The following is a 25,292-nucleotide window of genomic DNA, read 5'->3' as shown; positions in this document are numbered from 1 at the left end:
CAATGAGAGAACCAGACCTATTCTTCAATACCGGGACGCATGATCGTGCGGCGGCGGAATACCTGAACGACATGTTCTCCAGGGCCGCAGTAAGACGTGCTGCCGACGTTCACATGTTGTACGAAGCAGAGGGCACCACAATTCAGTATGGCATCTCTGGTTCGCTGCATTGGGTCGACCACATTAATCACAACTTCGCTAAGCAACTCGACGAGAAGCTCCGGGCGCGTGCCAACATTGCCGCCTCGGATCGTCATAAGCCACTGGATGGGCGTCTAAGACTCAATTTTCCTGACCGGTCGGTTGATGTTCGGGTGTCGATACTGCCGACACTGACCGGGCAAAAGATCGTTTGTCGCCTGATGGACAATACTGCCTCCGTTGCGAGTCTCGACGAGATTGAGATGACGCCGATGGCACGGGCTTGCTTACAGGACATCCTGCAAGAGCCGAATGGGCTTTTTCTCGTCTGTGGCCCCACGGGGTCGGGGAAGAGCACAACTCTGTATGCCGGACTTCAGCATCTCAACAATGGGAAGCGGAACATCCTGACGCTCGAGCAGCCCGTCGAGAAGGTCCTCCCTGGGCTCACACAGGTCAACATCAATCAGCACATCTCGTTTGCCGAGGGGTTGCGTGCCGCACTCCGCCAAGCCCCGCACGTGATTCTGGTCGGTGAGATCCGCGACGTCGAGACCGCGATGATTGCCATCCAGGCAGCAAACACCGGGCACCTGGTGGTTGCTACCGTTCACGCGAATAACTCGGCGATGGCGATCACACGTCTACTCGATATGGGTGTGGACGTTCAGACGCTGGCCGATGCTCTCCGCGGTGTCCTCTCCCAACGGCTCGTGGAAATTCTGCTGCCAGATCCGGAGAGAGGGACCCGAGCTCCGACCGAAGCCGAAGTGGACTGGATGGAGGTTGCCGGTATCCATCACGCCGGTCTCAAATTCCCCGCAGGCGTACAGGAGACCGACTATGAGGGCCGGATGCCGGTTATGGAGTTGATTCGGGCCGATGCTGCGGTGCGAGCGGCAATGCTCGCGATGAGCGGGGAGATGGCGGTTTTCAATGCAGCCATGCGCCAATCGCAGTTCGAAACCATGGCGCAAGCCGTGACGCGCATGGCCGCAGCCGGTTTGACCTCCATCGAGAAGGCCATGCAGCTTGATCGGGCCGAAGCGTTGGCGCCTGAGACGAAGCGCGTCGGTCAAGTTCTCGTGGAGCTCGGATACATCACGCCTGAGGAGGCGTATGCAGCGGCCGTACGGCAGATCGAGCTCCGTAAGGGTGGCAAGGTTCGGCGGCTCGGACAGATCCTCGTCGAAGAAGGGATCTGTACCGCACGGGAGGTGATCCGGGCAGTTGGTTACACCCAGGGGGCTCCGGAATTGGTCCGGTACTTCATCACCACCGGCAAGGTGTCGGCAGATCTGGCGAAAGAGATGGAGACGCGATGGCGCCAAGAGCGGACCAGTTGCTCACTCTTTGACCTTTATATTGAACACAAGCACCTTACAGAGGAAGATCTCAATGAACCGTCGCTCCTTTTCTTCAATGGCCGTCGTGTTGTTCGGCCTGCCGCTGACGACGCTGGCACAGGAGTCGTCACAGGGGACGTCGGCACCGCAGCTGCCCTATAGGGAAGTCCTGTGGGAAGCGGAGGACAGTAAGAAAGTCCTGATCTTCATCTCTCTGACTTGCCCGGTTTGCGCCGCGTACCACGAGCAGATTGCGAAGTGGGCGCTGTCGCTACCTAAGGGCTGGAGTGCGGAGTTTGTGCCGGTTGTCGAGGCACATCGTGACACTGTCATCGCTGCGAGGGCCTTCTATGCGGCCAAGGCTTTGAATGCCACGTACCTTCCTGCGTTCTTGAGCTACGCCTACTCCGCTATTCAGGACCGCGGTATGCCGGTGAGTGACGGCAAGACTTGGAGCTTCATTGCCTCGTCATCCCATTTGCAGGGGTTTGATGCTGCATGGAAGAACGTGAACCCCGCTACAGTCCAGGCCGCATTCAACAAGCTCATCCGGTACCGGATCGATGCGACGCCGTCTATTGCGATCGGTGGTCGCTATGTCATCACGCCCGACAGCACGAACGGCGACCAGGAGCTCTTCTTCAAGCTTGCAAATGGCATGGTCTCGAAGGCCATGACCGGCTGAACACTGGTCTTGGCGAGCGGCGCCGATGGCAGCTGCTCGCCAGCCCAGATCCTGATGCTTCAACTCCCCATGATTTGATTGCTGGGCCTGAACAGTCTCAATAGGCCCCACCCCCGCCAATACGGTTTGCGATCTCTCTCCTGAGATCATCCGGCGCTACATGAACCGGCACCAGGCGCTCCTCGACCAAGAACCCGGTCAGTTGATAGGCAAAGGTCTCGGCGGGCCAGTCACTTCCCTCTGCAATGCGTTTCTGCCGCGCAATCAAGGCGGCTTGAATCGCGAGCACGCCGCGATCGGAGAGGCCAATACGCTTGATCTTCATTAGGCCATTTATCTCGTCGCCCATACCCGCCAATCCCAGATCCATTTGACTATCGGTTGCTCAAAGATAAGCCCCGGCGATGCGGGGCTGTTTCCGATTCTTCAGTGACGGTACAGGGGTCTATCGACCACGCACGCCTCGGCGCAGGTCCTCCATCTCCTGGTTATGCATGACCTCTTGCCGGTGGATGTTCGCCTCGTACTTTGAGAGCTCGAGGAGACCAGCACCGCCTGCCGCTTTCCCGGTGGCCACGGCCTGCCGTGTAGCGTTCTGCGCGACGAACCCGAAAGTAGCGTCGCCCGGAAGCCCATCCTTACCAACCGATGCGCCAAACTTCTGGGAGTATGTCTCGGCCGAACGCAGAAGATCCTTCTCAGCTTTGATGACATTGGCGCCGGCCTTCCCATAGGCCTCCAGGAAGTCGTCAGTGCTCTTGAAGCCAAGGTTCGCAACTTGTCGAGCATCAAGGGCCTTCTTGCCACCGAGCAATGCGCCGTTCGGAGACTTGAAAGCGCTCTCCAATCTTGCCATCTCCTTCGCGGCTGTCGAGACACCGGCCTTCGCTGCTTGAACGCCTTGCCACCCCTTCTTTGCGGCTGCAGAGACGTCGTAAAGCTTCTTGAGTCCGCCGGCGGCGCGCATCACGGGTAGCATGGTGACACCGGCTTCGATGCCGGCGGCCATATAGGGGTGGGCCTTCTCAAAGTCACCCCACGCCATACCTGCTCCCGCGAAACCGCTCTTCACGGTACCCACTTCACGATGGAACGTGTCTCGCACCTGCTCGGGCGAGATCACAGCCGAGGCCGATTGCACTGCTTCCTTCTGGTCGGCAATTCCTTGGCCGACTCCGGCGGTGCCGTCTGCAATCTTCTGCTTGTCCGCTGCAAAGTTCGGGAGCGAGTTGTTCGTGAGGCGATCCAACCGCGCTTGGAGGTCTCCCGGGCCTGACGCAGGTGCAGCTGGCCCGCTGCCGGCAGCGGCTCCATTGCCGGGGTTCCGAGGAGGGGTGCCACCGTGAATGGCCGTCGTGCTCGGGCCGGATGCCGCGGTGGCGCGGCCAGACGCGTCCGGGGCATGGCCTGCACCGGCACCGCCCTGTTGCAGCACATGAGGGTCCTTGAGTGACAAGTTACCCGCAGCCGGATTGGAAGCAACAGCCGCCGCAGCCGGGGCTACTCCCTGGTTGGCGTTAGGGGAGAAATTGGATGGCCCGTTTATACCGCTAAGCATCGACATGATCTTGGATGCCGCCTGGAACTGATTCGTGTCCACTAGAGCGTTGAATATCGCGACATATCCTGCTCCGCTGATGTTGCCGGCCCTCTGGACGCGATTCTGATGCTGGGCAAGCTTCGCCTGGTAGCCGGGGACGTTCGGCATCGCGCTGTCGTTCATCTTTTGAAGCTCGTTTTGGACGGCAGGATTCGCCATAGTCATCGGACCAAGCTCCTGGTCACGGACCGAGAAGCTCGTATCCATCGATGTCTTCATGCTTACTGCTTCCTGGTAGCGCTGCTCTGCGGACTGGACGCGAGCAGTAGACTGACGAAGGGACGCTGAGAGGCCCTGCGCGGTCTTCGTGTCCTCGCCAGAGTACCGATCCATGGAATTCTGGGCACGATTGGTAATGCTGTCGGTCCAGGACTGGTCAGTATTCACCCTTTGCGTCATCGTCTTCGAGAAATCCTGGGCGCTGACTCGACCTTTCGTGGCAGTCGCTGCGGCTTGTGCCGATGCCTCTACGCCGCCAAATGGGCTCTTGAATCCGGCGCTTGCGGTGATCGCAGCTTGGAATGCTGATTTCTCCTCTGCCGAGAACTTATGCGAATCCATCGCGCTCTCGGCGGCCTCCTGCACCTTGGAGGCACGACTTCCATAGTCCTTACTCATCGCCGTGATATCGGATTCGCTGGACTTAAACCCGCTCGAATGAGCCTTCATATAGCTCATCATCTTCTCGAACGATGCTGCCGCTTCGGCCTTAGTCGATTGCACGTCCGCACGAGCACTGGAAACGTTGTTGTCCAGCATCTGGCCTGCGCTGTGAGCGCGAAGAGCAGCATCTGCGCGTGTCATTCCAGACAGCGGATTCCCGGTGATCGCTGCACTAGATTGAGTGGCCGCGCCGACGTCTGTGATGGGCCCATTACGCACGATGTCAGGACTTGTCTGCTTCTCGTCAACATGGTCGCGACCTGACCACCGTCCAGCCAGTGAAGCCATTGACATAGCTGTGCCCGTCAGCATGGCGAGCGAAACCAGTGGCGTCGCCGCAAGCATGTCAGACGCCACCGACAGTCGAGTGGCCAGGATGTCGTAGTAGATAGCCGGGAAGTTTGAAAGAGTCAGCATCCCGGAATCAATCTGGGACAGCTTCTCGGCAACGTCGTTCTGGATATACATCTGGATCACTGCCGAGAACGGCAGCCAGCTCGACGTCCAGATTCCGAACAGGAGGTACTTGATGTACATGCCAAGTGCGCCGCCGCCCTTCATTACGCCGTAGATGATGACCAATGGCGCGAAGCTGAAGAACATCAGCTGCATGAACACCATCGCCGGCATCATGGTCTTGGAGAAGAACGAGCCGGCGGCTGCAGAGTCAGTTCGGCTCTGCTCGAACGCCTGGGTCAACTGAACATTGCACTGATTGAAACTTCCCTGATCAGTGTTGCTCGACATGCAGTTGAAAGTGTTCGCGATCGTGTTGTACGTCAGGGCGTTGATCATGAAGTCGCGCGAACTCTGGGCCATGCCTAGTGTGTCCGTTGCCGTCTTCCACCCGCCAGGTAGCACGTTCTGCAACACGTCCTCGACATCGCTTTGGCCCCACGCGTTGCCCGTGGGGCTCTTCTCCTTCATGTTCTTGTTGATCAGCTCCTTGAGGCCGCGGTTGGTCCCATTGAGGAACCGGACGTTGGCGTCCTGCGAGATAAGTGCTGCAGACTCGTTGCAGGAGAGGGACTGGCCTTGCGGATTCGCAGTGTTCCAGTAAGTAGTGATGCCGTTGTCGCGCGCATGGGTCAGGATGTAGTTCAGCGAGTTGGCGCTTGATTTCATCGCGTCCATTGAGAACGAGGTCGCGTTCGGCGTGCAGTCCAGGATGAATGTCCGAATGCTGGCAGACAAGAACACGTCAGCATTGTCAAAGCCCCTGCGCAATGAGTACAGGAGCTTGAGCGGCGTCACAAATCCATCCGATGTGACCGCCATATAGCTACCGTTCACGCTTTGAAAGGCGGTATTGGACAGTTGGAAGAGCTTGTGACTTGCCGTTGTGAAGGCGCTTGCGGGCAGCGAGAGGATCATCGGCACATTGTCGACCCTCGCCACGTTTCCTGTGTAGATGTCATTGACCAGCACGGAGGTAGGTATGGTGGTGGTCCAGACCACGGCAAAGAAGCCAAACAACGCGCTGACCGGCCCCATGGCGCCGGGGACTGGCCCATCGCTCTGCTTGCCGATCATGTACAGGATGCCGGAGATCAGTGCCACAAGCCCGCCAACCAGAAACGTGCTGTTCAGGAAGCCCTGCTGGTTGAAGATCATGGCCACCGCGTTCAGTGCGGCATAGAACGAGCTCGGGTCGCCGACGACGTAAATATTGAAGTCGAGCATAGCAGTCCCTTATCGGATTTCCGGCTTCACGAAGACGGCCGGATTGTCCTGGTTGATGGCTTTCGTGTAGGCAATTGCCTCATTGATGGCAGGCAGTTGTTCGGTTGCGGCACGACGCATGTCAATCACCTCGTGCAGCAGGTCGCTCTGCGCCTTCAATACGCGCTCATCGGCCGTGTACTTGGTCCCACCGAAGGCCGCCTGAGCAGCAACAAGCGCGGACTCGGCAAACTTGATGGTGATCTCGTTGATGATGACGGGAGCCATCTGCCTTGCGATGTGATCCGCGGCGCCCGGCATTGCTTGAACCTTCTTCATCATCCCAAGCACCGGCGCACTCACGAGGCCGATGAACGTCTTCTGCTGGCTGGTGAAGTTGCAGGCATTGCCAGAGCAGAAGATCAGCTTTCCGACGATCGAATCTGCCGTGGTGGTCGCACCCGTAGCATCTCCAAGAAGCATCGTATAGACGTAGCCACGGACGCCGCTGAAGTTGATCGAAGCCCGGGAAATCCTACGGCAGCTGCCTTCGTCATAGCCATCTTGGCAGCGAAGGACGTAGACAGGCTTCTCACCGCCCATGTTGCCGTCGCGCAGGTCGGGGAGGCGCAGAGTCGGCGACCAGTAGCGACCGTTGTCGACTTGCACGCTGCCGTCCGGGTTCGTCTGGTCGGAGTCGTTTTCTGGCCCCACGACGACCGCACCCACGAGACTCATGACGATCTCATTCGCACCGTCCGGATTGGTTTCGGCAGTCGAAGGATTCCCGAGCATTTCTCCGGCCTTGCTCGATTTCAATGCCTTCCATGTCATGTTCCCCAGTTCAGGAGCTTTGCCGCTGGCCGCAGCAGCTCGCGTGCCGGAGTTCGGTTCCGGCAGAAAGCTGTTGATTCCCGCGAAGAAGTCAGTGATGGCGCCAGAGGCAGTCTCCACTTCGGGGGCTATCTTCTGACCGACAAAACTACGGATCGCGTCACTGGCGCCGGACTTGTCCATAATCGTGGTGGCCAGCGAGCACGTATTTTTCATCATCGAGTTCAGGGCAGCGATCTTGTTCTGGAAGTCCTGCATCAGCTTGCCCAGGGCCGGGTTGATCGCATCGATCGCGGCCTTGAATGCGACGCCGACGGCGTTCGCGGCAATCTGGCGGAACAGCGCAACGAGCTGATCGGCGTTGATGAAGGAGAACGAACCACCGAAGAGGTCGATGCCGCCACACCCGGCAGAGATGCGCGGAGGATCGAACGCGATGAGGTTGATGTTCCGGATGGGCATGCGAACCGATGCGCCGCCGCCGACCAGGCCGCCTCGGGACTGGTTGGTGAACGATGATGGTGTGGTGCTGTTCGACATAAACATGCCGTCAAGAGCGTCTTGCAGCCCGGCATGCGCGGCACCTGGGAGCCCCAGAAGCCAAGTCATCAACGATAGCGTGACGACGATCCGCTTGAGATTTAGTTTCATGGTGGTGCTCCGCATTAGTAGCGCCCGTCAAGGCGGTCTTTCAGATACTTCACCCAGGCTTTCGGGTCATCGCCAGCGCCCTTCTTCATGTCCTCGTTGGACAGAACACCGCGGTCGTATGTCCGGATCTTCGCGGCCAGGTCGGGTGGCAACAGGTTGTTCGATTCAGCAGCGATGATGATTCGCTGTTCAAGCTGGTCCTGAGCCATCATTCCCTGCGAGACCACGAAGTAGTTGTTGGGCGGAACCACCAGAACTGTCGTGGGCGTCAGGCGGAGGTTCAGGAGCTTGGCGTGGCCGTTGTCGTTCGCGAACGTTGGAACATTTGGCAATGGCCTGCCATCCATCGAGATGAACTTGGTGATGAATCCGTACTTCTTGCTGATCTCCTGGACGCTATTGGCCTGGGGGCGGCAATACTCACACTTCGAATCAAAGAAGACCCAAAGACCGCCTACCTTTGCAATGTGCTTGAGCGCCTCGGAGGTACCTTGACCAAGCTGCCGCAGGAAGAACGCCTTGGTGTAAGCGGCAATCGGTACGCGGTTGTTCTCATCAAGGAATGGATCGGCGGCGACCACTCGCTGTGTCATCTCCGCATAGCGCTGGGATTTGTCCATAGCGACCCGCTGCGCGTACAAGTACGCCTCGACGTTCTCTTTCGTCGGATCATTGATCGCGGCGTCGAGGAGCTTAGGCATGCTTGCGCGGAGCCATTCCACAGAGAAGGGCTCGTCCTGAGTCTTCTCAGGCTTTTTTGGTTTGGCGGTATCCTGCTTCTGCGGTGGAGCGGGTGGCTGCTGTGCCGGCGGCTCGGGAGGGATCTCATCCTTCGGATCTTGGTACCAGAACCACCCTTCCGCTTTCCGTTCAAGGAAGCGAGTCGGTGTACTGTCGTCTTCCCTGGCTTGCGCGGCTCCAAAGGTGAGGGAGAGCAGTGCCAGTACGAGGAGTGTCTTTGTCATTCTTGACCCGTAGCAGTTGGCTGTAGTCACGTTTGATTCAGATGAGCGGCGTCACAGAGCCAACCAACGACCGTTGGTCCAGAAAGCCCCAGTAACGGCCGTCATAGCTGCGCGGAAGCGTTCCAATCACGAAGAGCTTTCCAGGAGGCACAACCTCCTCCCGGTCAAATGCTCCCGGACCACGACCGAGCTTCTGGTTGAGCACTAGGTCCCCGATGTACTTTCCGTTCACATATGCTCGGTCGTTCGACACCCGGATCGTGTCGCCCGGAAGGCCTGCTATCTGCTTGGCGATCATTTTTCCGTTGAAGGGTTCGAGCATCAGCCCCTTGGGGGCGATGAACGCGATGATGTCTCCGCGCTGGACAGACTTCGGGGCGCCGAGCTTCACCCAATACAGCCGCTCAGGCATGCATCGGATCGGCGTAAGGTCGAGTCCAATCTGGTAATGCTTGCGAAACTCGGTGACGGCGGCCAAAGCTACGAGGAAGCTCAATGCAGTCCACAGCAGCGAGGCACGAAGGAACCGAATGCGGCTCTGGTCCTTCATCCCGAGTCGAATGCGATCGAGATACTGATGGATCGGGTAGTGGAATCGCATGAGTTCACTCGATCTTGATTCCGAGCTTCTGCGCGACTGCAGCAGTCACATCCACGCTGCCGGGCCTGTTCAGCACGACAGAGGAATTGACGACGATGATGCCGGCCTGGGTGTACTCCGACAGTGCGTTGTTCAGTTGTTGCACGAACTCTTTGCCCTGAGATTCCGCCTGTTCGACGGTCATCCCGGGTTTCGAGAGTGCCGCCTTCGCCTGGAGCTCCACCAGCTTTGCCCCGTCAACCATGACCACCGGCGTCGCTTGGGCGCGATCGCTGGTAGCGAAGCTCCAGGTCAGGACGCTGGCGAACGCCGAAAACAGCGCGGCAACGATGATCGTCGTCAGGAGCGACACGCCCCCTTGATCAGGCGAGCGGCTCGGGGTAGCAGAAGACGGCTGAGTGGATTGAGCAGTGGTGTCGGTGTCTTGGGTCATGGGTGTGCTCGGGTAAAGGAAGTGTTCTGCGGGAACGCGATGGCCCAGCGGCCGGAAACTCGGCCATCTGGTAATTACGGAAGCATAACACGTACCGATACGACAAATGGATAGAAGTGTGGAGAGAAAAGGCAGAATGCCCGCAAAGCGCGGGCATTCTCCGAGGATCGTGTCGTATCCGCTACGCGGCCAGGAGCGCGTCCTCGGCTGCTGCGGCTTCCTGGTCGATAAAGCGATGGACTGCTTCGACGACACTATCCCCGCGGTCAATGGCATCGAAGATGGTGTCGCGCTCGTCATCCTTGGTGGAGAACAGGACCTGTGTGAAGCGGTCAACGGTCAGCCGGAAAATGCCCCACTGGCTTTCGCTCTGCTTCACCATGACTTCCGAGTACTTTCCGGGAATCGTATGCACAGTCTTGAGCATATGCGCACCGTAGGGCTCGATCTTGAAGTGCCCGCCTGCGATCGCACCGTCAATGGACTCGCTGTTCTGCTTCAGGATGAACTGCCATGCCGAGTTGGCGGCAATTGCGCGAGCGTTCGGCGAGTTGTAGAGGTCTTCAATCGATTGCGTGACGATCAGCACGGCGCCCTTCTCCTTTCGCGCCTTGCGATAGAGGGCCTCCATTGCCTTGCCCATGACGGGGTCGTCGAGCAGTTCCCAGGCCTCGTCAATGATCAGGATCTTCTTCCGACCACGTGTGAGGAACATGTCGTAGTTGATGCGCGACATCAACTGAAGCAGCACAACCTGCTGGAGCGCCTTCCGACCCTTCAGGTCGCTAAGTTCCAGAACAACGAAAGCGTTGTTCATGTCCAGGTTGTTTTCGCCCTCGAACCATCGAGTGTAGGCCCCGCCTGCGAACGGATAAAGCTGACGGCCAAGGCGCTGGGTGTCTTCGTCGGGCTGCTGCAGGCAGAACTCGGCCACCGCCTTGACGGACGCGTTGCGGCCATACTTTTGATAGACGCTGGTGATCGCCTCTTCAAGACGGGACATCGCATACGCACCCAACGCCTCGTCGGGGGCTGCCATCTTGGCGATCATCGCCTTGATGATGTCCATTTCCTCCTCGAGGTTGTCGATGAAGGTGAATGGATTCAGGCACAGATCAGAGTCAGCCTTGAACTCGACAAATGAGCCCTTGGCTGCCTTGCATAGCTTGAAGTATGAGCGCCCGGCATCAATTGCCCAGACTTTTGCGCCCTCGGCCAGGTAGTCGCTGACGATCTTCTGGGTAAGGAACGACTTACCGGCGCCGGCCTCGGCGAACGCGATGCCGTTGTAATTGGTTGCTGACTCGTACAGATCGATCAGCGCAGGTTGCCCGCGGCGCGTTACGAGGAGGAGCGCCCCATTTCGCCCGCTGCCCGTCCATTCACCGATGACTGGCATGAACTGCACGGCGTGGGTGACGCCCATCGTGTGAAACCGGAACAGATTCTGGATTCCCTCGAGAGATGTGTTCAGAGGCAGGAGGTTGTTCCAGAGGGGCTCGAGAATACGGCTGTCCTCTCGGATCTCGAATGCCAGACTGGTGTAGTAGGCGCGCAGGCCGGCCGCGAGCTTGTTGAGCTTCTCCTTGCTGCGGGAGAACAGGAAGAGCGTGAAGTTCGCCTCACAGACGATGGAGCCCTTGCCTTCGATGTCGTGGACCAGGACGTCCATTCCATGCTTCTTGTAGCCAAGAGCTGGGATCAGGTGCGCCGTTGGGCCGAATACCTGGTGATTCAGCATGGAGGATCGGCTTTTGACCCAGTCGACCTTCTTCACCTGATCAGGGTAGTGAAGCGTCAGCACCATGTAGTAGGGGTCTGTGATCTGGTTCGACAGGCCCAGGGGGTCGCCAATCATGTGGTTCATGATGGCCAAGCTCGCCCTTTTCGGGAAGTGCTTGACGCTCATGACCTTGGCGAAGTGCGCCCCATCATTGAAGTTGATGAGCTTCGGATCGTCGTAGTTGATCGAGTCACCGGGGAAGAAGACCTGCTCTCGGATAGGACGGGTCTCGTCGTAGTGGAAGCTCGGGTGCTCGTACATACTCGCGATCAGGCGGAGAAGAACGAGGTATCCCTGAGCGTCGAGCTGTACGGTCTGGAGCTCTGCGGCCTTGAATGCTTCCTGAACGCGGTCGACTGTCTCCCGAGCAGCCGCGATATCCGCGGCGGAGGGGAGTGCGCGAGCGCAAGGCGTCTTGATCGTAAGGATGAGCCGCTGCCGGTTCACCAATACGCCACTGCGGGTAACCAGAGGCTCATGGCGGCCATTCCGGACGTACGAGGCATGCTGCTCGGCGAGCGCGCGGAGCACTTCGTTCTCAGTGTCCTTCCCTGCCATGTACGCGTCGAAGAATTCGTCTGCGTCGGGGGAAGACAGGAGTCCGATTTGAATAAATGTCCCGGCCGGGAACGGCATACTCAACGCCGAGCGGAACTTGTCGACGGTCGCGTCGTCCGCGCCTTTCAGCGGGTCCGCGATGAAGCAAGCGCCCAGATAGTGCTCGCCCTTGTCGGACGCCAGGAGCAGATTTGTATCCGGGTCCCACGCGCGAACAGTGAGCTTGGCGTAAGGAACGTTGTCCCGGTCTCCGTCAATGGTGGGCGTGGACTTGGAACCCTTCGATTTTTGAGACCCGAGCATCGTGATTTCCTTGCCTTGTGATTCTGAATGGGGGATACGCTTTAGAAGACAAGTTCGCGGCCGGAGCCGCGAGCCAGTTTCGAGATTGGCAGTGCAACGCGGCCTCCGACGAAAGCCGGAGGCACGACCATTACAGCGCTGCCGTGAAAAGACCTTGCAGGACGCCAGGGCCCAGGGAGGCGGACAGAGCCACCGCCACACCGGTCACCACGCTCATCACGGACTGCTTGACGACGCCGATGGCCAGGCCGACAGCCAGCGAGCCGAGCGCGAAAACCGTGCCCAGCGAGCCGGTCATCCAGTCAGACAGTCGGGTCACGATCTGCGCGAACGTGGTATCCGAGGCCGCGGACGCGTTGACCGCAAGCACGAGTGCCATCATGGCCATGGTCAGCAGAGCTTGCTTGTTGTTGGTAATGCGGTTCATGGAAGAGTTCTCCTAATGTGGAAATGATCACTCGAGGTTAATGTCCGAGGGAGATGGCATGCCAAGCTTCGTCACATCGGTCCCCTGATATGGCTGGTTGGCGTCTGCCTGCGGCGCATCCCCCCCGGGAGTTCTTTGCGCTGCAGGTTTCCCGTTCGGCCGGCCCGATTCCTGGGGAATCGGAGCGACCGCTGCGAGCTCACGATGAGGAACAACCATGCCCTTGCCGGCGAACTCGGACTTGCCGAACGACCAGCGGCGCGGTTGTACCTCGGTGTACAGATATGACGGGTAGTGAAGATCGTCTTTGCTATCGATCCACGGAGCGATCCAGATGCGCATGACCTGCGCCGGCTTGCGGACCGGGCGTGCCGTTCCGTTGGCCTGGGCGGAACCCGGGACGGACGTTTGGATCAGCCCTGGCGCACCTGCGGCAACACCGCCGGTGAGCTCAGGGCGCGCAACGTTTCCCAGGTCGTCCCCCGCCTGAACGCCACGAGCTCCTGAAGACCCAAAGGGGCGATCGCTCTCCGTCGGTTGCGGCATCTGGTTCGTCGATTTGTAGACGGCCAGCGGCGTCTTGCAGATGATTCCCTGCGGCATACCCGGGCACGAGAAGGAATCGTTGTCCGCTGTGTTCAAGATCGATGAGCAGCCGGTCGCGAGCAGTGGAAGCGTCGCGAGAAGAAGTCGAAATTTCATGGTGGGCCTCCTTGACCCGTTTACTTGAGTTCGACGCCCTTGATGAGGACGACAGTCAGCTTGCGGCCAGCATCAATCTCGACCACCGGCGTCATCTCCTTTGCCAGTTCCAGGTAGAACTGGGAGACCATGTTCGCGGAGGAAGAGAACCCTTTCGCCACGCCGGTTTCGAGGATCGATTGGGGCGTCGCGCGTTGGGTACTGATGAAGTTGTTGCCACCAGTGCTCAGGTCCAGGCGAGGCACCTGCGTTGGCGTGAGCGCCGTTGCGAAGCCGCTCAGGACACCAGCTGTGAGAGCCTGCGCGATCTTCTGCCCCTGCTTCGAAACGAGGCGGCCTCGAGCGCCAACCCGGCCGTCCTCGCCGACGACGTAGCCATCTACCTTGGCTTCCATGGTCTTGCCCCCTTCGCGGACACAGGAGAGGGTTTCAGTCCTGAGTTGGGCACGCTCGCTTGACAAGATCCCGAAGCCAGATACCAATACAAAGCACTCCTTGACATCGTGGCTGTACTGATTCGGCAGCAGCGCTTCAGTCTTGATCCGCATGACGGCCGGCATAGGATTTTTCTGCGCTACCGAGTTGGTGGGCGCATCCATACCGTTCAGAAGGATTGCTTCGAACATTGAGCCAGCGGTGAGGTACGGTGTCGGCTTCGATTCCTGCTTCGCTTGAGCTACAGTGGTCGTGGCTGCGTTGCCCGATACTCGAATGCGCGTTACTTCCTGCTCTTTGGCACGCTCTGGCGGTTCCTCTCCCGCCTTCCCACCTTCGGTCGGAACAGGCAACGGGTCGGAGAGTGCCGGCGCCTTTCCAGGGGCGGTGCCTTTGCGCTCCATGGCCTCGAGGCGGCCCTTCATTTCCATGAGCTCTTTCATCATGTCCGAGGTAACGCCGTTGGCCGGCTGCTTGCGTTCCCTCTCCATCTCGTCGATCCGTGCCTGAAGAGCCCTGCTGTCTTTCGCGGCTGCCTCTAGATCGCCCTTGAGTCTGTCGACGTCTTTCTGGGTGGCAGAGTTCTGCGCGGACAGCTGTTCCCCCGTGGTGTCCTTGGGCTTGGGAAGCAGCATGTTGCTTACCGCTGGCTGCTCAACCTGCTTACGGGGCTTGCTGTGCGGTTTGATGAACAGCGACCCGATAGCCACCATCGAGCCGAAAAGCACAGCGATTGCAATGACCGTTCGGGACCGGGGTGGCAAGTCCAGCCACTTCTTCTTGAACTTGTCGGAAAGCGACTCAGACATGTCAGTTGCTCTCCGTCTTGTCGGAAACGATGAACACTTCGGTGGACTCGCCCTTGCGCAATGCGGCGTATGGGAAGAAGGCCACGGCACGCACGCCGTCGGTGTAGAACGCGCCCTCGTCGAGATCGACGCTATCGACCGAGGCCTCGATGCGGTAGCGGAAGATGTCGTAGGTAGGGCCCGAGTAGCGGGTCAATGGATAGGCGATCACCGGCCCCATCCGTGCGACTGACTTCGGAAGAACGCCGTCCGAGAAGCCTTCCGGGACCTTGCCAAGAGCGATCTGACGCAGAACGTAGCGCAAGCGATCGGTATAGACCGAGCTGTCGGCGCCCCGCTCTTCGTCGCCGGGCACTGCGCCCGTGCTTGCAACGGGCTTGTCCAGTTGGAGGGTGATCGTCTGTGCAGGCAGGCTCTTGGGGACGAGTGTCAGCGAAACGACGGGATCGTTTGGCTTGTCACCGGTCACATACAGTGCCACCGAGCGATCGGTTTTCATCGTGACGTAGAGGGACTGCCCCACCGCCTTCACTTCGACGTCAGCCGATTGCCCGTCGATGGACTGGGGGTTTGCAAACGGTGTCGCGATACGATTGGGCAGGCCCGACGAAACGTTGATGACCTCATTGCGGTCTGGGCTCACGCGGACAACCTGCGGCTTGTACACCTGGGTGTCGCCTGGCATGGTGCCCAAGCCGGGCAGGTTCTGTGCGGGGACTTTCTGTACCCGCTTGGCGGCAATTTCCGCGAGGCGAGACTCTGCCGCCGAGAGCTTCTTGCCGGGGACCGGCGGGGGCAGTTCGTCCGCGAGGACTGGTAGCGCGATCAGCGCGGCGACAGCTAGTGCGAGGCGCTTCATTGCGCAACCTCCTTGGTTGTGTTCAGGGGCTGGATGCTCACGGATTCGGCGGCCTGCTGCTTGAGGATCTGATCGGCCTGCGTTGCCGCACTCTCCGCTTGTCGACGGAGGGCCTCTTGAGCGAGGACCGGATTCTTCTCGATCCAGGTGAGCGTATGAGGGTCGGAGCCTTCGTAATGGTCAAGGCTGTCCACCCATGGACGCCCGTCACGCATGACGACGTTCATCTCGATCACATAGTTCTTCGTGTCCTTGCCGCCGATGCTCTGGGTGGTCATCTGGCCAAGGATGAAGACCTTCTTCGTCTCCTTCTCGGACACCACCTTCGACGGGTCGAAGCGAACCGAGCCACCGTTGTGCTTGAAGACTGGGTTCTTGCTCAGCACCAGCAGTTGCTGACGAACGTTGGTGTAGACCCGTGGGGAGACCAGGCCAGAAAGCCGCTCGATCACGAAATCGACGTTCTTCGGAGTGATATTCGCTGTGAGCGTGGCCACGTACGTCGCGAAGCTTTCCAGATACTCCTGGTCGGCAGATTCCCAGCCAACGGAGACCGCCTTTGTGAGGTGCGGCGGCACGATGCGGGTGACTTCGTGGTCAGTGACCAGCTTGCCAACGGCAATGACCACGCCGACGGCAAGAATGACGTTCGACAGAATCATTACGCTGGCCAGCTTGTTGGAGCCCTCCCATGTGGAGGTAAGCAGCGGCATCTTCATCAAAACTCCGTTCGGTTGCTGTACGGATACATAACACGTACCGATAATAGATGACTAAAAAAAGGGGCGGGTTCTAGTAGAAGAAGTCGCGCTTCGAGGAGTCCTGATACTGCTTGTTCAGCGCCATGAGCCCAGCCCAATAGCACAGGTGGTAGAGGATGCCTTCCAGCGAACCATTCTTGAAGCGTCGGAACGCCTTCACTGCCCCGTAACCGAGCGCCATGCTGACGAGCGTGAAGTAGCCGCCCAGTGAGATTCCGCCGGCTAAACAACCGATGAAAATGATGGCTTCGTCAAGTTCCCAGAAGAACAGCTGGGGTTGATTGTCGACGTAGCGCGGGATATCAATCTCTTTCACTGGCCTGCCCCCTGCGGAAATGCCAGGACGTCAATGACCGCCCGCCGGTTCCGTACGCCATCACCAGCGGCAACCGGCTCGAGTTTGCCCCGCCCTTCCACGCTGATCCGAGCGGGATCAACGCCCTTTGCCGTCAGGTAGCGACGAACCTCGTTTGCACGGACCTCGGAGAGCCGCTTGTTGTACTGCGCGGTTCCCACCTCGTCGGCGTGGCCGACCACGATGATGCGCGTTGATGAAGCCTGGGCCTGATTCAGCACTTTGGCCAGTGGGCTCCAAGACACGGGCTTTGACCGATTGAACGAGAAATGGAGAGTCGCTGCCGCCACGGGCGTCGAATCCTGCGGGGTGGCGCTCAAGCTGGCTTCCTCTGCCGCCAGGCGAGCTTCCTCCTCCGGCAGCAGTGCACGCGTGCGTGCGGGTTCCATGACCATCCAGAAAGCGCCATCGCGCTTCAGTTGGAAGTTCCGCTGCTGATCGGACAAGACGTGAGCGCGATGGGCGGGCTCAATTGCGATGCCGTCGTTTTGGGGCACGACGATCTGATGCGCGTCCACCGCCCACGCCTGCCAAGCGAGGCTTGCCAACACAAGGGCGACTGCCGGTTTGAGAAGTCGGGTCATTGCGATACAGGATGATGTGATGGCGAAGAATAACGCGTACCGATAAAGAGTGCAACGATTGCAAACGTTTCGCACGCACAATAGAATTATAACGACGTGTTACGTATTCGCAAGCGTGAGCCGAGACAAGTCTGTCCGCAACCCGGCCTGTAGGCCTTATCCGACGTTGTGCCGCATACCTCTTCGCAAGGCATTCCCGCATCAGTCATAGGAGGGTCGATGAATGAGTGAAAACGGCAGCAACAACAGCAAGGGGACCAACTTACCGGTTCCGGGGTGGATGCAAGGACCACTGGGTGAAGGCTGTGCTCATGTCTGGGACAAGGTGTTCCATACAGATCCAACGTTCACGAAGGAGTTCAGCCACGGCGGGTTCTCAGGTACTGCAGTTACTCCAACCTACCTCGTCCAGAAAGCAACCAAGCTGTTCGGTCCAATGGGACTTGGTTGGGGGTGCACCATTGTTTCGGAAGAGATTCTGGAGGGGTCTCCGTTGGGCTGGGACGACAACGGTAACTCTTGGGGGCGCGAGCTGATTCATAAGCTGCGCGTTCGCTTCTGGTACGAGATGGAGTGGAGAGGCGAGATTCGACGCGGCGAGATCGAGCAGTTCGGCCAGACGACGTTTGTCGGGCGTACGGGCCACGGCGTCTTCACTGACGAGGAGGCGCCAAAGAAGAGCTTCACGGATGGGATGAGCAAATGTATGTCGTTGCTTGGATTCGGCGCTGACGTACATATGAACCTCTTCAGTGACGTGAAGTACTTGGAAGGCCTGCACGCCAAGTTTGGTAGTCCGGCTCGCGGGCCTGGGCTCACCGACACCCCTCCTCCCGGAGCGAGTGGCGTCGATGCAGCACCGGCAAGGCAGCGTGCAAGTGCGCAGAGTCAGCAAGCTGATTCTGCCAAGTCCGATCGCTACACCATGTACAAGACCAGGCTTGACGATCAGAACCAAAAGATCGCCGACGTTGCGATCGCACGACAGACGGTTGAGCAGGACGCAGGGCTCACCAAAGTCGAAAGCGCCCTTCTGTTGAGCCACCCGCGCCTTCAACTCACCCAACAGTCCCCCAAGGACGAGATTTTTCTTTAACCCACTGCCCCGGTCGCTTCACGCGCACCGGGGCTTTTTTGCTTGACGCATGCGCACCGGTACCAGGCAAGGATGCAGGTGCGCTCGAAATGGAGGCAGCTCTCGTGAGCATTGATCAGATCTATCGGACAAAGCTTGGCGGAACACGCGACACGCTCGCACTCAGTTCCATGGGCGCCGGCGCTTTGATGACATCGCCCTATTTTGCCAACATGCCGGCGGCTGTCCCCATGGCACTTGGCGCAGCCGGCGCAACATACCTTGGCACCCGGCTATTCGACTTCTGGCGCCAACAGAACATCCTCGAATCGAAGATCAGCATTCAGTCTGCCGCGGCGTTGACCAAGCCGGATGGTCTGTTGCTGGGCTTCACGACAGACACCGGTAAGCCAGTGTATCTGCCAGATGACGACTTGATGCGGCATGGTTTCATCGGCGGCCAGTCCGGCGTGGGGAAGACCGTGATGGGCAGATTGCTGATGTTCCAGCAGATCCAGCGCGGCGGCGGCCTGATTTTCATGGACGGCAAGTTGACTGCAGAGGACATGGAGACGGTCTACCAGTACTGCTGTGCGTGCGGTCGCGAACAGGACTTGCTCATCCTCAACCCCGGTGATCCGGACAAGAGCCACACGTACAGCCCTATTCTGCGCGGGGAGCCAGACGAAGTATCTGCGCGTGTCCTCTCGCTCATTCCGGCAACCGACTCGAATCCCGGGGCGGACCACTATAAGCAGAGCGCAAACCAAGGCATTACAACCCTGGTGGCCGCGATGCAGGCGGCCGGGCTAGCCTACAACTTCATCGACTTCACGATCCTGCTCATGAATCACAGAGCGATGGAGGAGCTCGAGACGCGGCTGAAAAAGACGCGCCCGCACCACGACGCTACGAAGAACCTGTCGCTATTCCTTGAACAGTACAAGGGTGGTGGAAAACCTGGCTCCGGGCTGGAGAACATGGTCGACATCAAGCGGATGCGAGAGACCTTCGGCGGCGTTGGAGGCCGCATGTACATGTTCGGGACCGGTAGCTTCGGCAAGGTCATGAACACCTACACGCCGGAGATCGATCTTTTCGAGGCGATCAAGAGCAACAAGATCATCTACGTTGCGCTGCCGACTATGGGAAAGAACGAGGCGGCATCGAACTTCGGGAAGATGTTCCTCGGTGATCTCCGTACCGCCATATCTTGGGTGCAGGCACTTCCCGAGAGCCAACGCCCGAATCCTCCCTTCTTCGTCTTCATGGATGAAGCAGGTAGCTACGCTGTGCAATCCCTGGCCCGCCCATTCGAGCAGTCACGCAGCGCACGCATCGCACTCTGGCCCGCGGTACAAACAATGGCCAACCTTGAGTCTGTATCCGATGAGTTCAAGGAGATGGTGATCGGCAACACCTGGACGAAGATCATGTTCAAAGTGGGGACACAGGCGACGGCGGAAGAGTGTGCGGAGCTCATTGGCTACCAAACGGGTATTGCCAAGTCGTTGAGTGCGACACAGAACCAGAGTACGAACTCGCCGTTGCTGAATATGACTCCGGAAGGTGGCGCTGGCGCAGGTTCGGGATTCTCGGAGGGCCAGCGGGAACAGGAAGAATACAAGGTTTCTCCTGACGATCTCAAGGCGCTTGGCAAGGGTGAGTGCATTGTCACGTACGGCGGAGATACGGTCTTCAACCTTCGCGTGCCCATGATCACGATTGACAAGAAACTGCAGCGGGAGATCGGCCCACTCCGCATCAACCACTTCCGACGACCCCAGGTTGAAGGTGCCGACTTCTTCAAGAATGCCGACAAGTACCTCGGCGGGAGCAGCGTCCCCAGCGGTGGGCGGAAGAGAGATTTCGGTCAGGAACTGGCGAACGAGTAGCCCCTGCATACGAATCAAGGACAGGGATTGAGTAGCAGGCCCTCCCGCTCGCTAACGACTGGACGGGAAGGCTAGAACACAACGTACGGAGCAAGAAATGAGTGAAAACCTAAACTGGGAGCATGGCTATGATCACGTCGGATTGGATGGTGTTTCTGGTGATCGCGGGGATCTGTCTGACCCTCGTGATGTGCATCGCTGGCTTGAGAGCTTTGATTGTTCCAATCTTTTCAAAGATCTTGACGCCTTCGATCTTAGCGATTCTGACGGCGACGGCGAAATGGCTTCTGTGGGGGATGAAGAAGCTGCTGGACTCGCACGTCCTTTTAGCGAAGAACTTGCTCTCGCCGCACTCAGTAGTATTCCCAACGCTGGAACGACCCAAAAACGGCGGAAAGAAGATTACCTGAGGAACCTGACAGAGGAGGACTTTGAGGAGGGCGTGGAACGTCTCTGCTACCGGATCGTCAAGGCGAACGTTGAGGCTTTGTTCGACAAACGGACTAAGCCAGATCAACTGGTGAAGGCCGCACAGTGGTTGTTCGGGCGCACGCTGGGTGAAGTGAACTTTGAGCGGTGCTGCGAAACGCTGGGGACGCGCAAGGATGTCCTTCGACTGCGAATTCACTATGAGTTCTGGCGTCGCTGGCTGGTCCTGCCCGTGGAGTTCCCCTTCATGATCGATCCAGTGCCTGATGCCGTCGAGGGGGAGATCTACATTGTCGCGGGAGACGAAGGCTACATGCTGGCGCGGGCAGCGTGGTTGCAGCCGGGAATCCGGTCGGCCGCGCTACTCGAGGAGGCGTCAGGTGGCGAAAACGTGGACAGATATCGCCGGGCGCTGCAGCAGATGGCCGAAAGGTACTTGATGTCGCAACAGAACGACAACTGGTATCTCACTGGCCGGAATCCTACGTTGAGGGCGATCGATCTGTCGGCTACCCCATACCGGCCGCTGGCGAATCAGATCTCCTGGTCGAAGCTGTACTAGCTCCGGGCTAGACTCAACATAAGCCGGCCGCCCTTGGCGGCCGTTGTTCTTTTCGCGCCGGGAGCACCAAAAAAAAACCAGCTCTCGGGAGGGGAGCTGGTCGGGAGAAAAGCCTACTCAGGGGTCAGGTAGAGAGGCCATTGGAGGAAACAGTCACGATCCCCAAACTGCTACTGCACGTTCACTCGGCCGGCAGGCCAAGCAATGCGTGTAATACTAAATGAATCGAAACGATACTACAAGCGTATTTATTGATGTTATGCGCGGATCAGGACCGCCACGAGCGCAGATCGCCGTCGTCAACGTGGACAACACCTTTTGACGGGTAGAAACCTACTCCGCCTCCTCGCAAATGCTGAGCGAGCTTGCCCATGTCTGCAACGGAGACGCCGGGGATGAAGATATCCGCAGCGGCGCCCTTCATATGCCTGGATTCAGCCTTCCCGCCAACAGCTTCATTGGTTGGCTTAGTGCGGTAGCCCGAGGTCAATGCAATTACCTTGCGACGGCCGTTCATCTCAGTCCAGCCTTGCATCCCATAGAGGATGTCGAGCAGTGTGGTGCTCATCTGAACGGCGGCATCGGCATGTACATCGCGCATCAGGCGGCAGATTGCGAGGTAGCCTGGCCACACCACGCGGCCGTTGGCCCAGTATGTCTCGCTGATCTCCTCAATGACTCCCTTACGAACCTCCGTCTTGATCCAGAGGCGCCTCGGGCGCTCCCAGAAATGCGGGTCGGTCCGTGCAAATAGTGGGTCGGTGCACGTGGCGATCAACGCGCCGGCAGTGCAGGTAAGAAATCGCCGTCTGTCCAAGGGAATGCACTCCGATGCTGGGCGCTCTTGATGGCCGTCAAGCCTTCACGCCCGTTGGTAAAGCTGAACGCTAGTTTAACGCGTATGTGGAAGATTGGCGTAGCGATTGCGCTACAGGTGGCGTACGAAAAGAAAAAGCCCGGCGGGGAAGCCGGGCTTGGGGGACTACATTTTTAGACCGAGTTTGAGCTTGAGCTCCTCGTTGAGATCCTTCGCGCCAGGTGGCAGCGTGTACGTACCGATCGGTCCGCCAACTGCAGCCTCCAGGACAGGTCGGATTTTCTCCAACGCGGTTCGCCCTGCATCATCATCGTCAAATGCAGCCAAAACGTCTGCTCCGCGGAACGTTTCGAACCATTCTGGGCGCCAGTTTTCGCAGCCTGGCAGGCCCATTATGCTTCGTTTCGTACCCAGTGCGACAGCAGACAGCAAGTCGATGCAGCCCTCGGTGATCAAAATGCGTTGCTTCGATTCACCAAGCCATCCCCACGGAGCAATCGTTCCGTAGCGCAGCGATTTGACCTCGTCGGATCGCGTCGCACGCAAGTAACGAAACTCCGCAGCCCTCCGGTTGTTCGACACCAGAACCAGAGGACGGAAAGCTGCTGCAGGCGCTTTTGATCCTTCCTTCCACAAGCCGGCTCTCGTCATGAGGTCCTGGCCAATGTGGTGAAGTAGGAACTCCTTGGCTTCCTTTGGGTTTGACGGAAGCGTCAGAAGGATGCCCTTTCGACAGGCGGTTCGAGTGATCTCCGGCGAGATTCCTCGACCGGCAAGGTACTCGATACCATCGCGAGACGGTTCGGGCAGCGCAGCAACAAGCTTGGAGAAGACTTCTTCAAGAGCCGAGTCATCCCTCTCGATCGCTGGCTTCGGCTTTGGGGGCGTGTACGAACGGATGGCGTCCGTGTCAGCACCACTGAGCTCCAGCGCAGTCTCGAGGGGAGACTTACCCAAGTACAGAGAAGCAGCTTCAATCACGTCACCGTGCTTGTTGCACGCGAAGCACTTCCAAGTGTCGTCCTTCACACTCACCTTCACCGAACCCTCGGAAGACGCGCCGCATTCCGGATTCGGGCAGATCGAGTAACGGATCGTGCCGCTCATGGGCTTGGGGATTGCACCAAGCATGCGCTCGAAGACCCAATCGAGAGGGAAAGCCTTGCGCACCTTGGAGAAATCGACTATCCAGTCCTTTGAATTGCTGTTAGCCATCTGGATGCTCCTGATGAAATTCCTTGATGCCAGGAGATGAATCACGCAGATCCATAAGGGGGGCGCGTGGCTAGCGCTACCCCGGGGCAGTTTCCCTTGCTCGGTGACGGGCGATAGATTTATGGTTACATGTTACAGAAACCCGCTTCGTCGGGTTTGGTCAAGAAACTGCTGATGGAGTTCGAGAATATGGACTATCGATGCGCGGTACAGGCGGTCGCCACGCGAGAGAGAGGCTCTGCTGAGCTTGAGGAGGTGCCGCATCACGTCGTCGTCGATCGCGGACTCGATCTGGTTGAGACGGTCCGAGTACTTGCGGTGGACGAATCCGCTGCCGTCGACATGGTGAACGTCATGAATGATCAGGCCTACGCCGCCCTCTCGAGGGTGATCTGACGGCTTTATCAGACTAAGCGTTTCATACCCCGGTGTCAGGTGCGTTCCGGACGGGGTAACAGGTTGAACTGAAACGCCAACGGTGCGACATCGAGAGGACGCTCTCGAACCGTGAAGTGGGCAAGGCCCCTCGACAGTGAGATGTCGAGGGGCCTTGCCTTTTTTATGGTCACTGAGGCTACCGGACAACATATTGCACGCCTGTGTTTTGCGTCATTGCGATACAATGATAGTATGCATACGTGATATGGCGTGACGAAGCGATTGCGAGCGCCGAATTGACCAGGGACCGAGCCTATGGACATAAATCATTCCTGTCCCTCGTGTGAGGGCAAGAAACGGGTGAGCGGTTTCGTTACGGACTCTACGGGAAGGCTCCGTCTGACAAGAACGGCGCCCTGCCCGCAATGTGACGGAGTTGGCACGATAACAGACGAACAATGTCGCTGGATTGCGATCGGTAGGTCGCACCGCCAAATGCGGTTTGCGCACAAGGAGTCTGCCGTTGCCGCGGCACTGCGTCTCGGTCTTTCCGTGGACCAGCTGACAGCGGCCGAGCTCGGGCGCTTGCCCCCCGCCATCCTGGCCCTTCCCGGCTCGCCGCCTGGCCAACAGCCCATCCTGAGCTGACGTCTCGCCGGCACCCGGCTGTTCCTCGCCGGCGGGACGCATCAACACAGCTGCAGAGTCACCATTCAGAGGAGAGCCCTTGTTCTCAAACCTGCACCTTTACCGCCTGACCAAGGACTGGCCCATGACATCAGACGGCCTCGAAGCCTTGCTGAAGAAGCGGCCGTTTCATCCATGCGGCAGCCAGGATATGAAGTCATCCGGCTGGGTCAGCCCACGGGACAATGGCCCGCTTGTTCATGCCCATGGGAAGCAGTGGTTGGTTGCCCTCCGCATTGAGACGAAATCGGTGCCCGGTGAGGCCATCCGGAAGTTGGTCGAGCAACGGGCACGTGAGTATGAGGAGCGGAACGGCTATAAGCCGGGCCGCAAGGTGCTCAAGGAGATGAAAGAGCAGGCCCTCACGGAGCTATTGCCACGCGCTTTCCCAAAGCAGGCGACGATTCAGGTGTGGATCAATGCCGCCGATGGATGGGTCGCGATGGATACCTCGACTCCGTCCAAGGCCGACGACGTGGTTAGCGATCTGATTCGAACGGCTGAAACGATCCCGATCGCGCTGGCCCAAACGAATCTCTCGCCGGCCCAGGCGATGTCTGACTGGCTAACCTCGAACGAAGCACCGTACAACTTCACGGTCGATCGCGAGTGCGAGCTGAAGGGCACAGACGCAGAGAAGCCAACGGTCAAGTACACGCGCCTTTCATTGGAGCGAGACGAGATCCGGCAGCACATCCTCGAGGGAAAGCGTCCCACCAAGCTGGCGATGACGTGGACTGACCGCGTTAGCTTCATCCTCACAGACAAGTGCCAGGTGAAGCGGATTGCGTTCCTCGACGCCGTGATGGGAGAGGTCAATCTCGATGGGGAGGATGCTGAGGCCGTGTTCCAGTCCTCTTTTGCCATCATGACAGGTGAGCTGTCACGCTTTCTTCCGGATCTGATCGAGAGCCTGGGAGGCGAAGCGGAGTACGTTGCCGAGTGACCGCGGCGGGCAGCAATGCCGGGGTCGCCAGAGGCAGGAAAGCGGTGGCATCAGATGCGGCTGCGCATAAGGGAGCTGCTGGTCTTAGCGGGTGATGGGAAGTCAGAAATGCACCATCACTCAATTCGTCG

Annotated in this window: 23 protein-coding genes; 7 read left to right on the top strand and 16 right to left on the bottom strand. The window is 58.7% G+C overall.

What is annotated here, in order from left to right; all coding sequences use genetic code 11:
* Positions 1-2 precede the first annotated feature (2 nt).
* Positions 3-1,649 (top strand): GspE/PulE family protein, encoded by a 1,647-nt coding sequence (locus GA566_RS31030; RefSeq protein WP_149135195.1) that lies wholly within the window; start codon positions 3-5, stop codon positions 1,647-1,649.
* On the top strand, positions 1,540-2,172 hold the full coding sequence (locus GA566_RS31025) for a thioredoxin domain-containing protein (protein ID WP_237380958.1): 633 nt from the start codon (positions 1,540-1,542) through the stop codon (positions 2,170-2,172). Before GA566_RS31030 ends, GA566_RS31025 begins: the two co-directional genes overlap by 110 nt.
* 97 nt (positions 2,173-2,269) lie before the next feature.
* On the opposite strand, the gene GA566_RS31020 is transcribed toward GA566_RS31025, so the two are convergent.
* The 14 genes from GA566_RS31020 to GA566_RS30955 form a co-directional block, all read right to left on the bottom strand.
* Positions 2,270-2,542, bottom strand: a complete 273-nt coding sequence (locus tag GA566_RS31020) for a hypothetical protein (protein ID WP_149135194.1) — start codon at positions 2,540-2,542, stop codon at positions 2,270-2,272.
* A 75-nt stretch (positions 2,543-2,617) separates the two neighbouring features.
* Complete coding sequence (locus GA566_RS31015; RefSeq protein WP_149135193.1) at positions 2,618-6,118, bottom strand: conjugal transfer protein TraG N-terminal domain-containing protein; 3,501 nt, start codon at positions 6,116-6,118, stop codon at positions 2,618-2,620.
* Between the two features lie 9 nt (positions 6,119-6,127).
* The gene (locus GA566_RS31010; protein WP_017512642.1) at positions 6,128-7,582 is read right to left on the bottom strand and encodes a conjugal transfer protein TraH; all 1,455 of its coding nucleotides are present in this window, start codon (positions 7,580-7,582) and stop codon (positions 6,128-6,130) included.
* Between the two features lie 14 nt (positions 7,583-7,596).
* Complete coding sequence (gene traF / locus GA566_RS31005) at positions 7,597-8,547, bottom strand: conjugal transfer protein TraF (protein WP_149135192.1); 951 nt, start codon at positions 8,545-8,547, stop codon at positions 7,597-7,599.
* 37 nt (positions 8,548-8,584) lie between these two features.
* Positions 8,585-9,148: a signal peptidase I gene (gene lepB, locus GA566_RS31000; RefSeq protein WP_149135191.1), complete on the bottom strand. Its 564-nt coding sequence runs from the start codon at positions 9,146-9,148 to the stop codon at positions 8,585-8,587.
* A gap of 4 nt (positions 9,149-9,152) precedes the next feature.
* The gene (locus tag GA566_RS30995) at positions 9,153-9,581 is read right to left on the bottom strand and encodes a hypothetical protein (protein ID WP_149135190.1); all 429 of its coding nucleotides are present in this window, start codon (positions 9,579-9,581) and stop codon (positions 9,153-9,155) included.
* Between the two features lie 181 nt (positions 9,582-9,762).
* The gene (gene traC / locus GA566_RS30990; RefSeq protein WP_160475158.1) at positions 9,763-12,225 is read right to left on the bottom strand and encodes a type IV secretion system protein TraC; all 2,463 of its coding nucleotides are present in this window, start codon (positions 12,223-12,225) and stop codon (positions 9,763-9,765) included.
* A gap of 130 nt (positions 12,226-12,355) precedes the next feature.
* Positions 12,356-12,652 (bottom strand): TraA family conjugative transfer protein, encoded by a 297-nt coding sequence (gene traA, locus GA566_RS30985; protein WP_017512648.1) that lies wholly within the window; start codon positions 12,650-12,652, stop codon positions 12,356-12,358.
* A gap of 27 nt (positions 12,653-12,679) precedes the next feature.
* Entirely contained in the window at positions 12,680-13,354 is a 675-nt protein-coding gene (traV, locus tag GA566_RS30980) for a type IV conjugative transfer system lipoprotein TraV (protein ID WP_160475157.1), read from the bottom strand.
* A 20-nt stretch (positions 13,355-13,374) separates the two neighbouring features.
* Complete coding sequence (locus tag GA566_RS30975) at positions 13,375-14,598, bottom strand: TraB/VirB10 family protein (protein ID WP_160475156.1); 1,224 nt, start codon at positions 14,596-14,598, stop codon at positions 13,375-13,377.
* Position 14,599: 1 nt separating this feature from the next.
* Complete coding sequence (locus GA566_RS30970; RefSeq protein ID WP_124682119.1) at positions 14,600-15,457, bottom strand: type-F conjugative transfer system secretin TraK; 858 nt, start codon at positions 15,455-15,457, stop codon at positions 14,600-14,602.
* On the bottom strand, positions 15,454-16,176 hold the full coding sequence (locus tag GA566_RS30965) for a TraE/TraK family type IV conjugative transfer system protein (RefSeq protein ID WP_017515797.1): 723 nt from the start codon (positions 16,174-16,176) through the stop codon (positions 15,454-15,456). Before GA566_RS30965 ends, GA566_RS30970 begins: the two co-directional genes overlap by 4 nt.
* 73 nt (positions 16,177-16,249) lie before the next feature.
* Positions 16,250-16,534, bottom strand: a complete 285-nt coding sequence (traL, locus tag GA566_RS30960) for a type IV conjugative transfer system protein TraL (RefSeq protein ID WP_017515798.1) — start codon at positions 16,532-16,534, stop codon at positions 16,250-16,252.
* Positions 16,531-17,157 (bottom strand): OmpA family protein, encoded by a 627-nt coding sequence (locus GA566_RS30955; RefSeq protein ID WP_160475155.1) that lies wholly within the window; start codon positions 17,155-17,157, stop codon positions 16,531-16,533. Before GA566_RS30955 ends, traL begins: the two co-directional genes overlap by 4 nt.
* 223 nt (positions 17,158-17,380) lie before the next feature.
* Between GA566_RS30955 and GA566_RS30950 the strand changes: the two genes are divergently transcribed.
* The 3 genes from GA566_RS30950 (at position 17,381) to GA566_RS30940 (ending at position 21,118) form a co-directional block, all read left to right on the top strand.
* Positions 17,381-18,253 carry a hypothetical protein gene (locus tag GA566_RS30950; RefSeq protein WP_149135187.1) on the top strand — a complete coding sequence of 291 codons (873 nt, stop codon included), beginning with the start codon at positions 17,381-17,383 and terminating at the stop codon, positions 18,251-18,253.
* Positions 18,254-18,357: 104 nt separating this feature from the next.
* Complete coding sequence (locus tag GA566_RS30945; protein WP_262389433.1) at positions 18,358-20,127, top strand: type IV secretory system conjugative DNA transfer family protein; 1,770 nt, start codon at positions 18,358-18,360, stop codon at positions 20,125-20,127.
* A 97-nt stretch (positions 20,128-20,224) separates the two neighbouring features.
* On the top strand, positions 20,225-21,118 hold the full coding sequence (locus tag GA566_RS30940; protein WP_149135186.1) for a hypothetical protein: 894 nt from the start codon (positions 20,225-20,227) through the stop codon (positions 21,116-21,118).
* A 268-nt stretch (positions 21,119-21,386) separates the two neighbouring features.
* Here the strand turns inward: GA566_RS30940 and GA566_RS30935 are convergent, their stop codons facing one another.
* Both GA566_RS30935 and GA566_RS30930 read right to left on the bottom strand, forming a co-directional pair.
* Positions 21,387-21,935 carry a DUF882 domain-containing protein gene (locus GA566_RS30935; protein WP_149135185.1) on the bottom strand — a complete coding sequence of 183 codons (549 nt, stop codon included), beginning with the start codon at positions 21,933-21,935 and terminating at the stop codon, positions 21,387-21,389.
* A 165-nt stretch (positions 21,936-22,100) separates the two neighbouring features.
* Positions 22,101-23,150 carry a toprim domain-containing protein gene (locus GA566_RS30930; protein ID WP_237380956.1) on the bottom strand — a complete coding sequence of 350 codons (1,050 nt, stop codon included), beginning with the start codon at positions 23,148-23,150 and terminating at the stop codon, positions 22,101-22,103.
* Positions 23,151-23,279: 129 nt separating this feature from the next.
* On the opposite strand from GA566_RS30930, the gene GA566_RS30925 reads away from it, so the two are divergent.
* On the top strand, positions 23,280-23,546 hold the full coding sequence (locus tag GA566_RS30925) for a hypothetical protein (protein WP_149135184.1): 267 nt from the start codon (positions 23,280-23,282) through the stop codon (positions 23,544-23,546).
* A 709-nt stretch (positions 23,547-24,255) separates the two neighbouring features.
* Positions 24,256-25,161 carry a recombination-associated protein RdgC gene (locus tag GA566_RS30920; protein WP_017512261.1) on the top strand — a complete coding sequence of 302 codons (906 nt, stop codon included), beginning with the start codon at positions 24,256-24,258 and terminating at the stop codon, positions 25,159-25,161.
* The last annotated feature ends 131 nt before the right edge of the window (positions 25,162-25,292 follow it).

It is taken from the genome of Cupriavidus sp. SW-Y-13 (assembly GCF_009793345.1).
GTDB lineage: Bacteria > Pseudomonadota > Gammaproteobacteria > Burkholderiales > Burkholderiaceae > Cupriavidus.
Note: the sequence above shows the minus strand (reverse complement) of the source record. Positions and strands in the feature narration are given on the sequence as shown.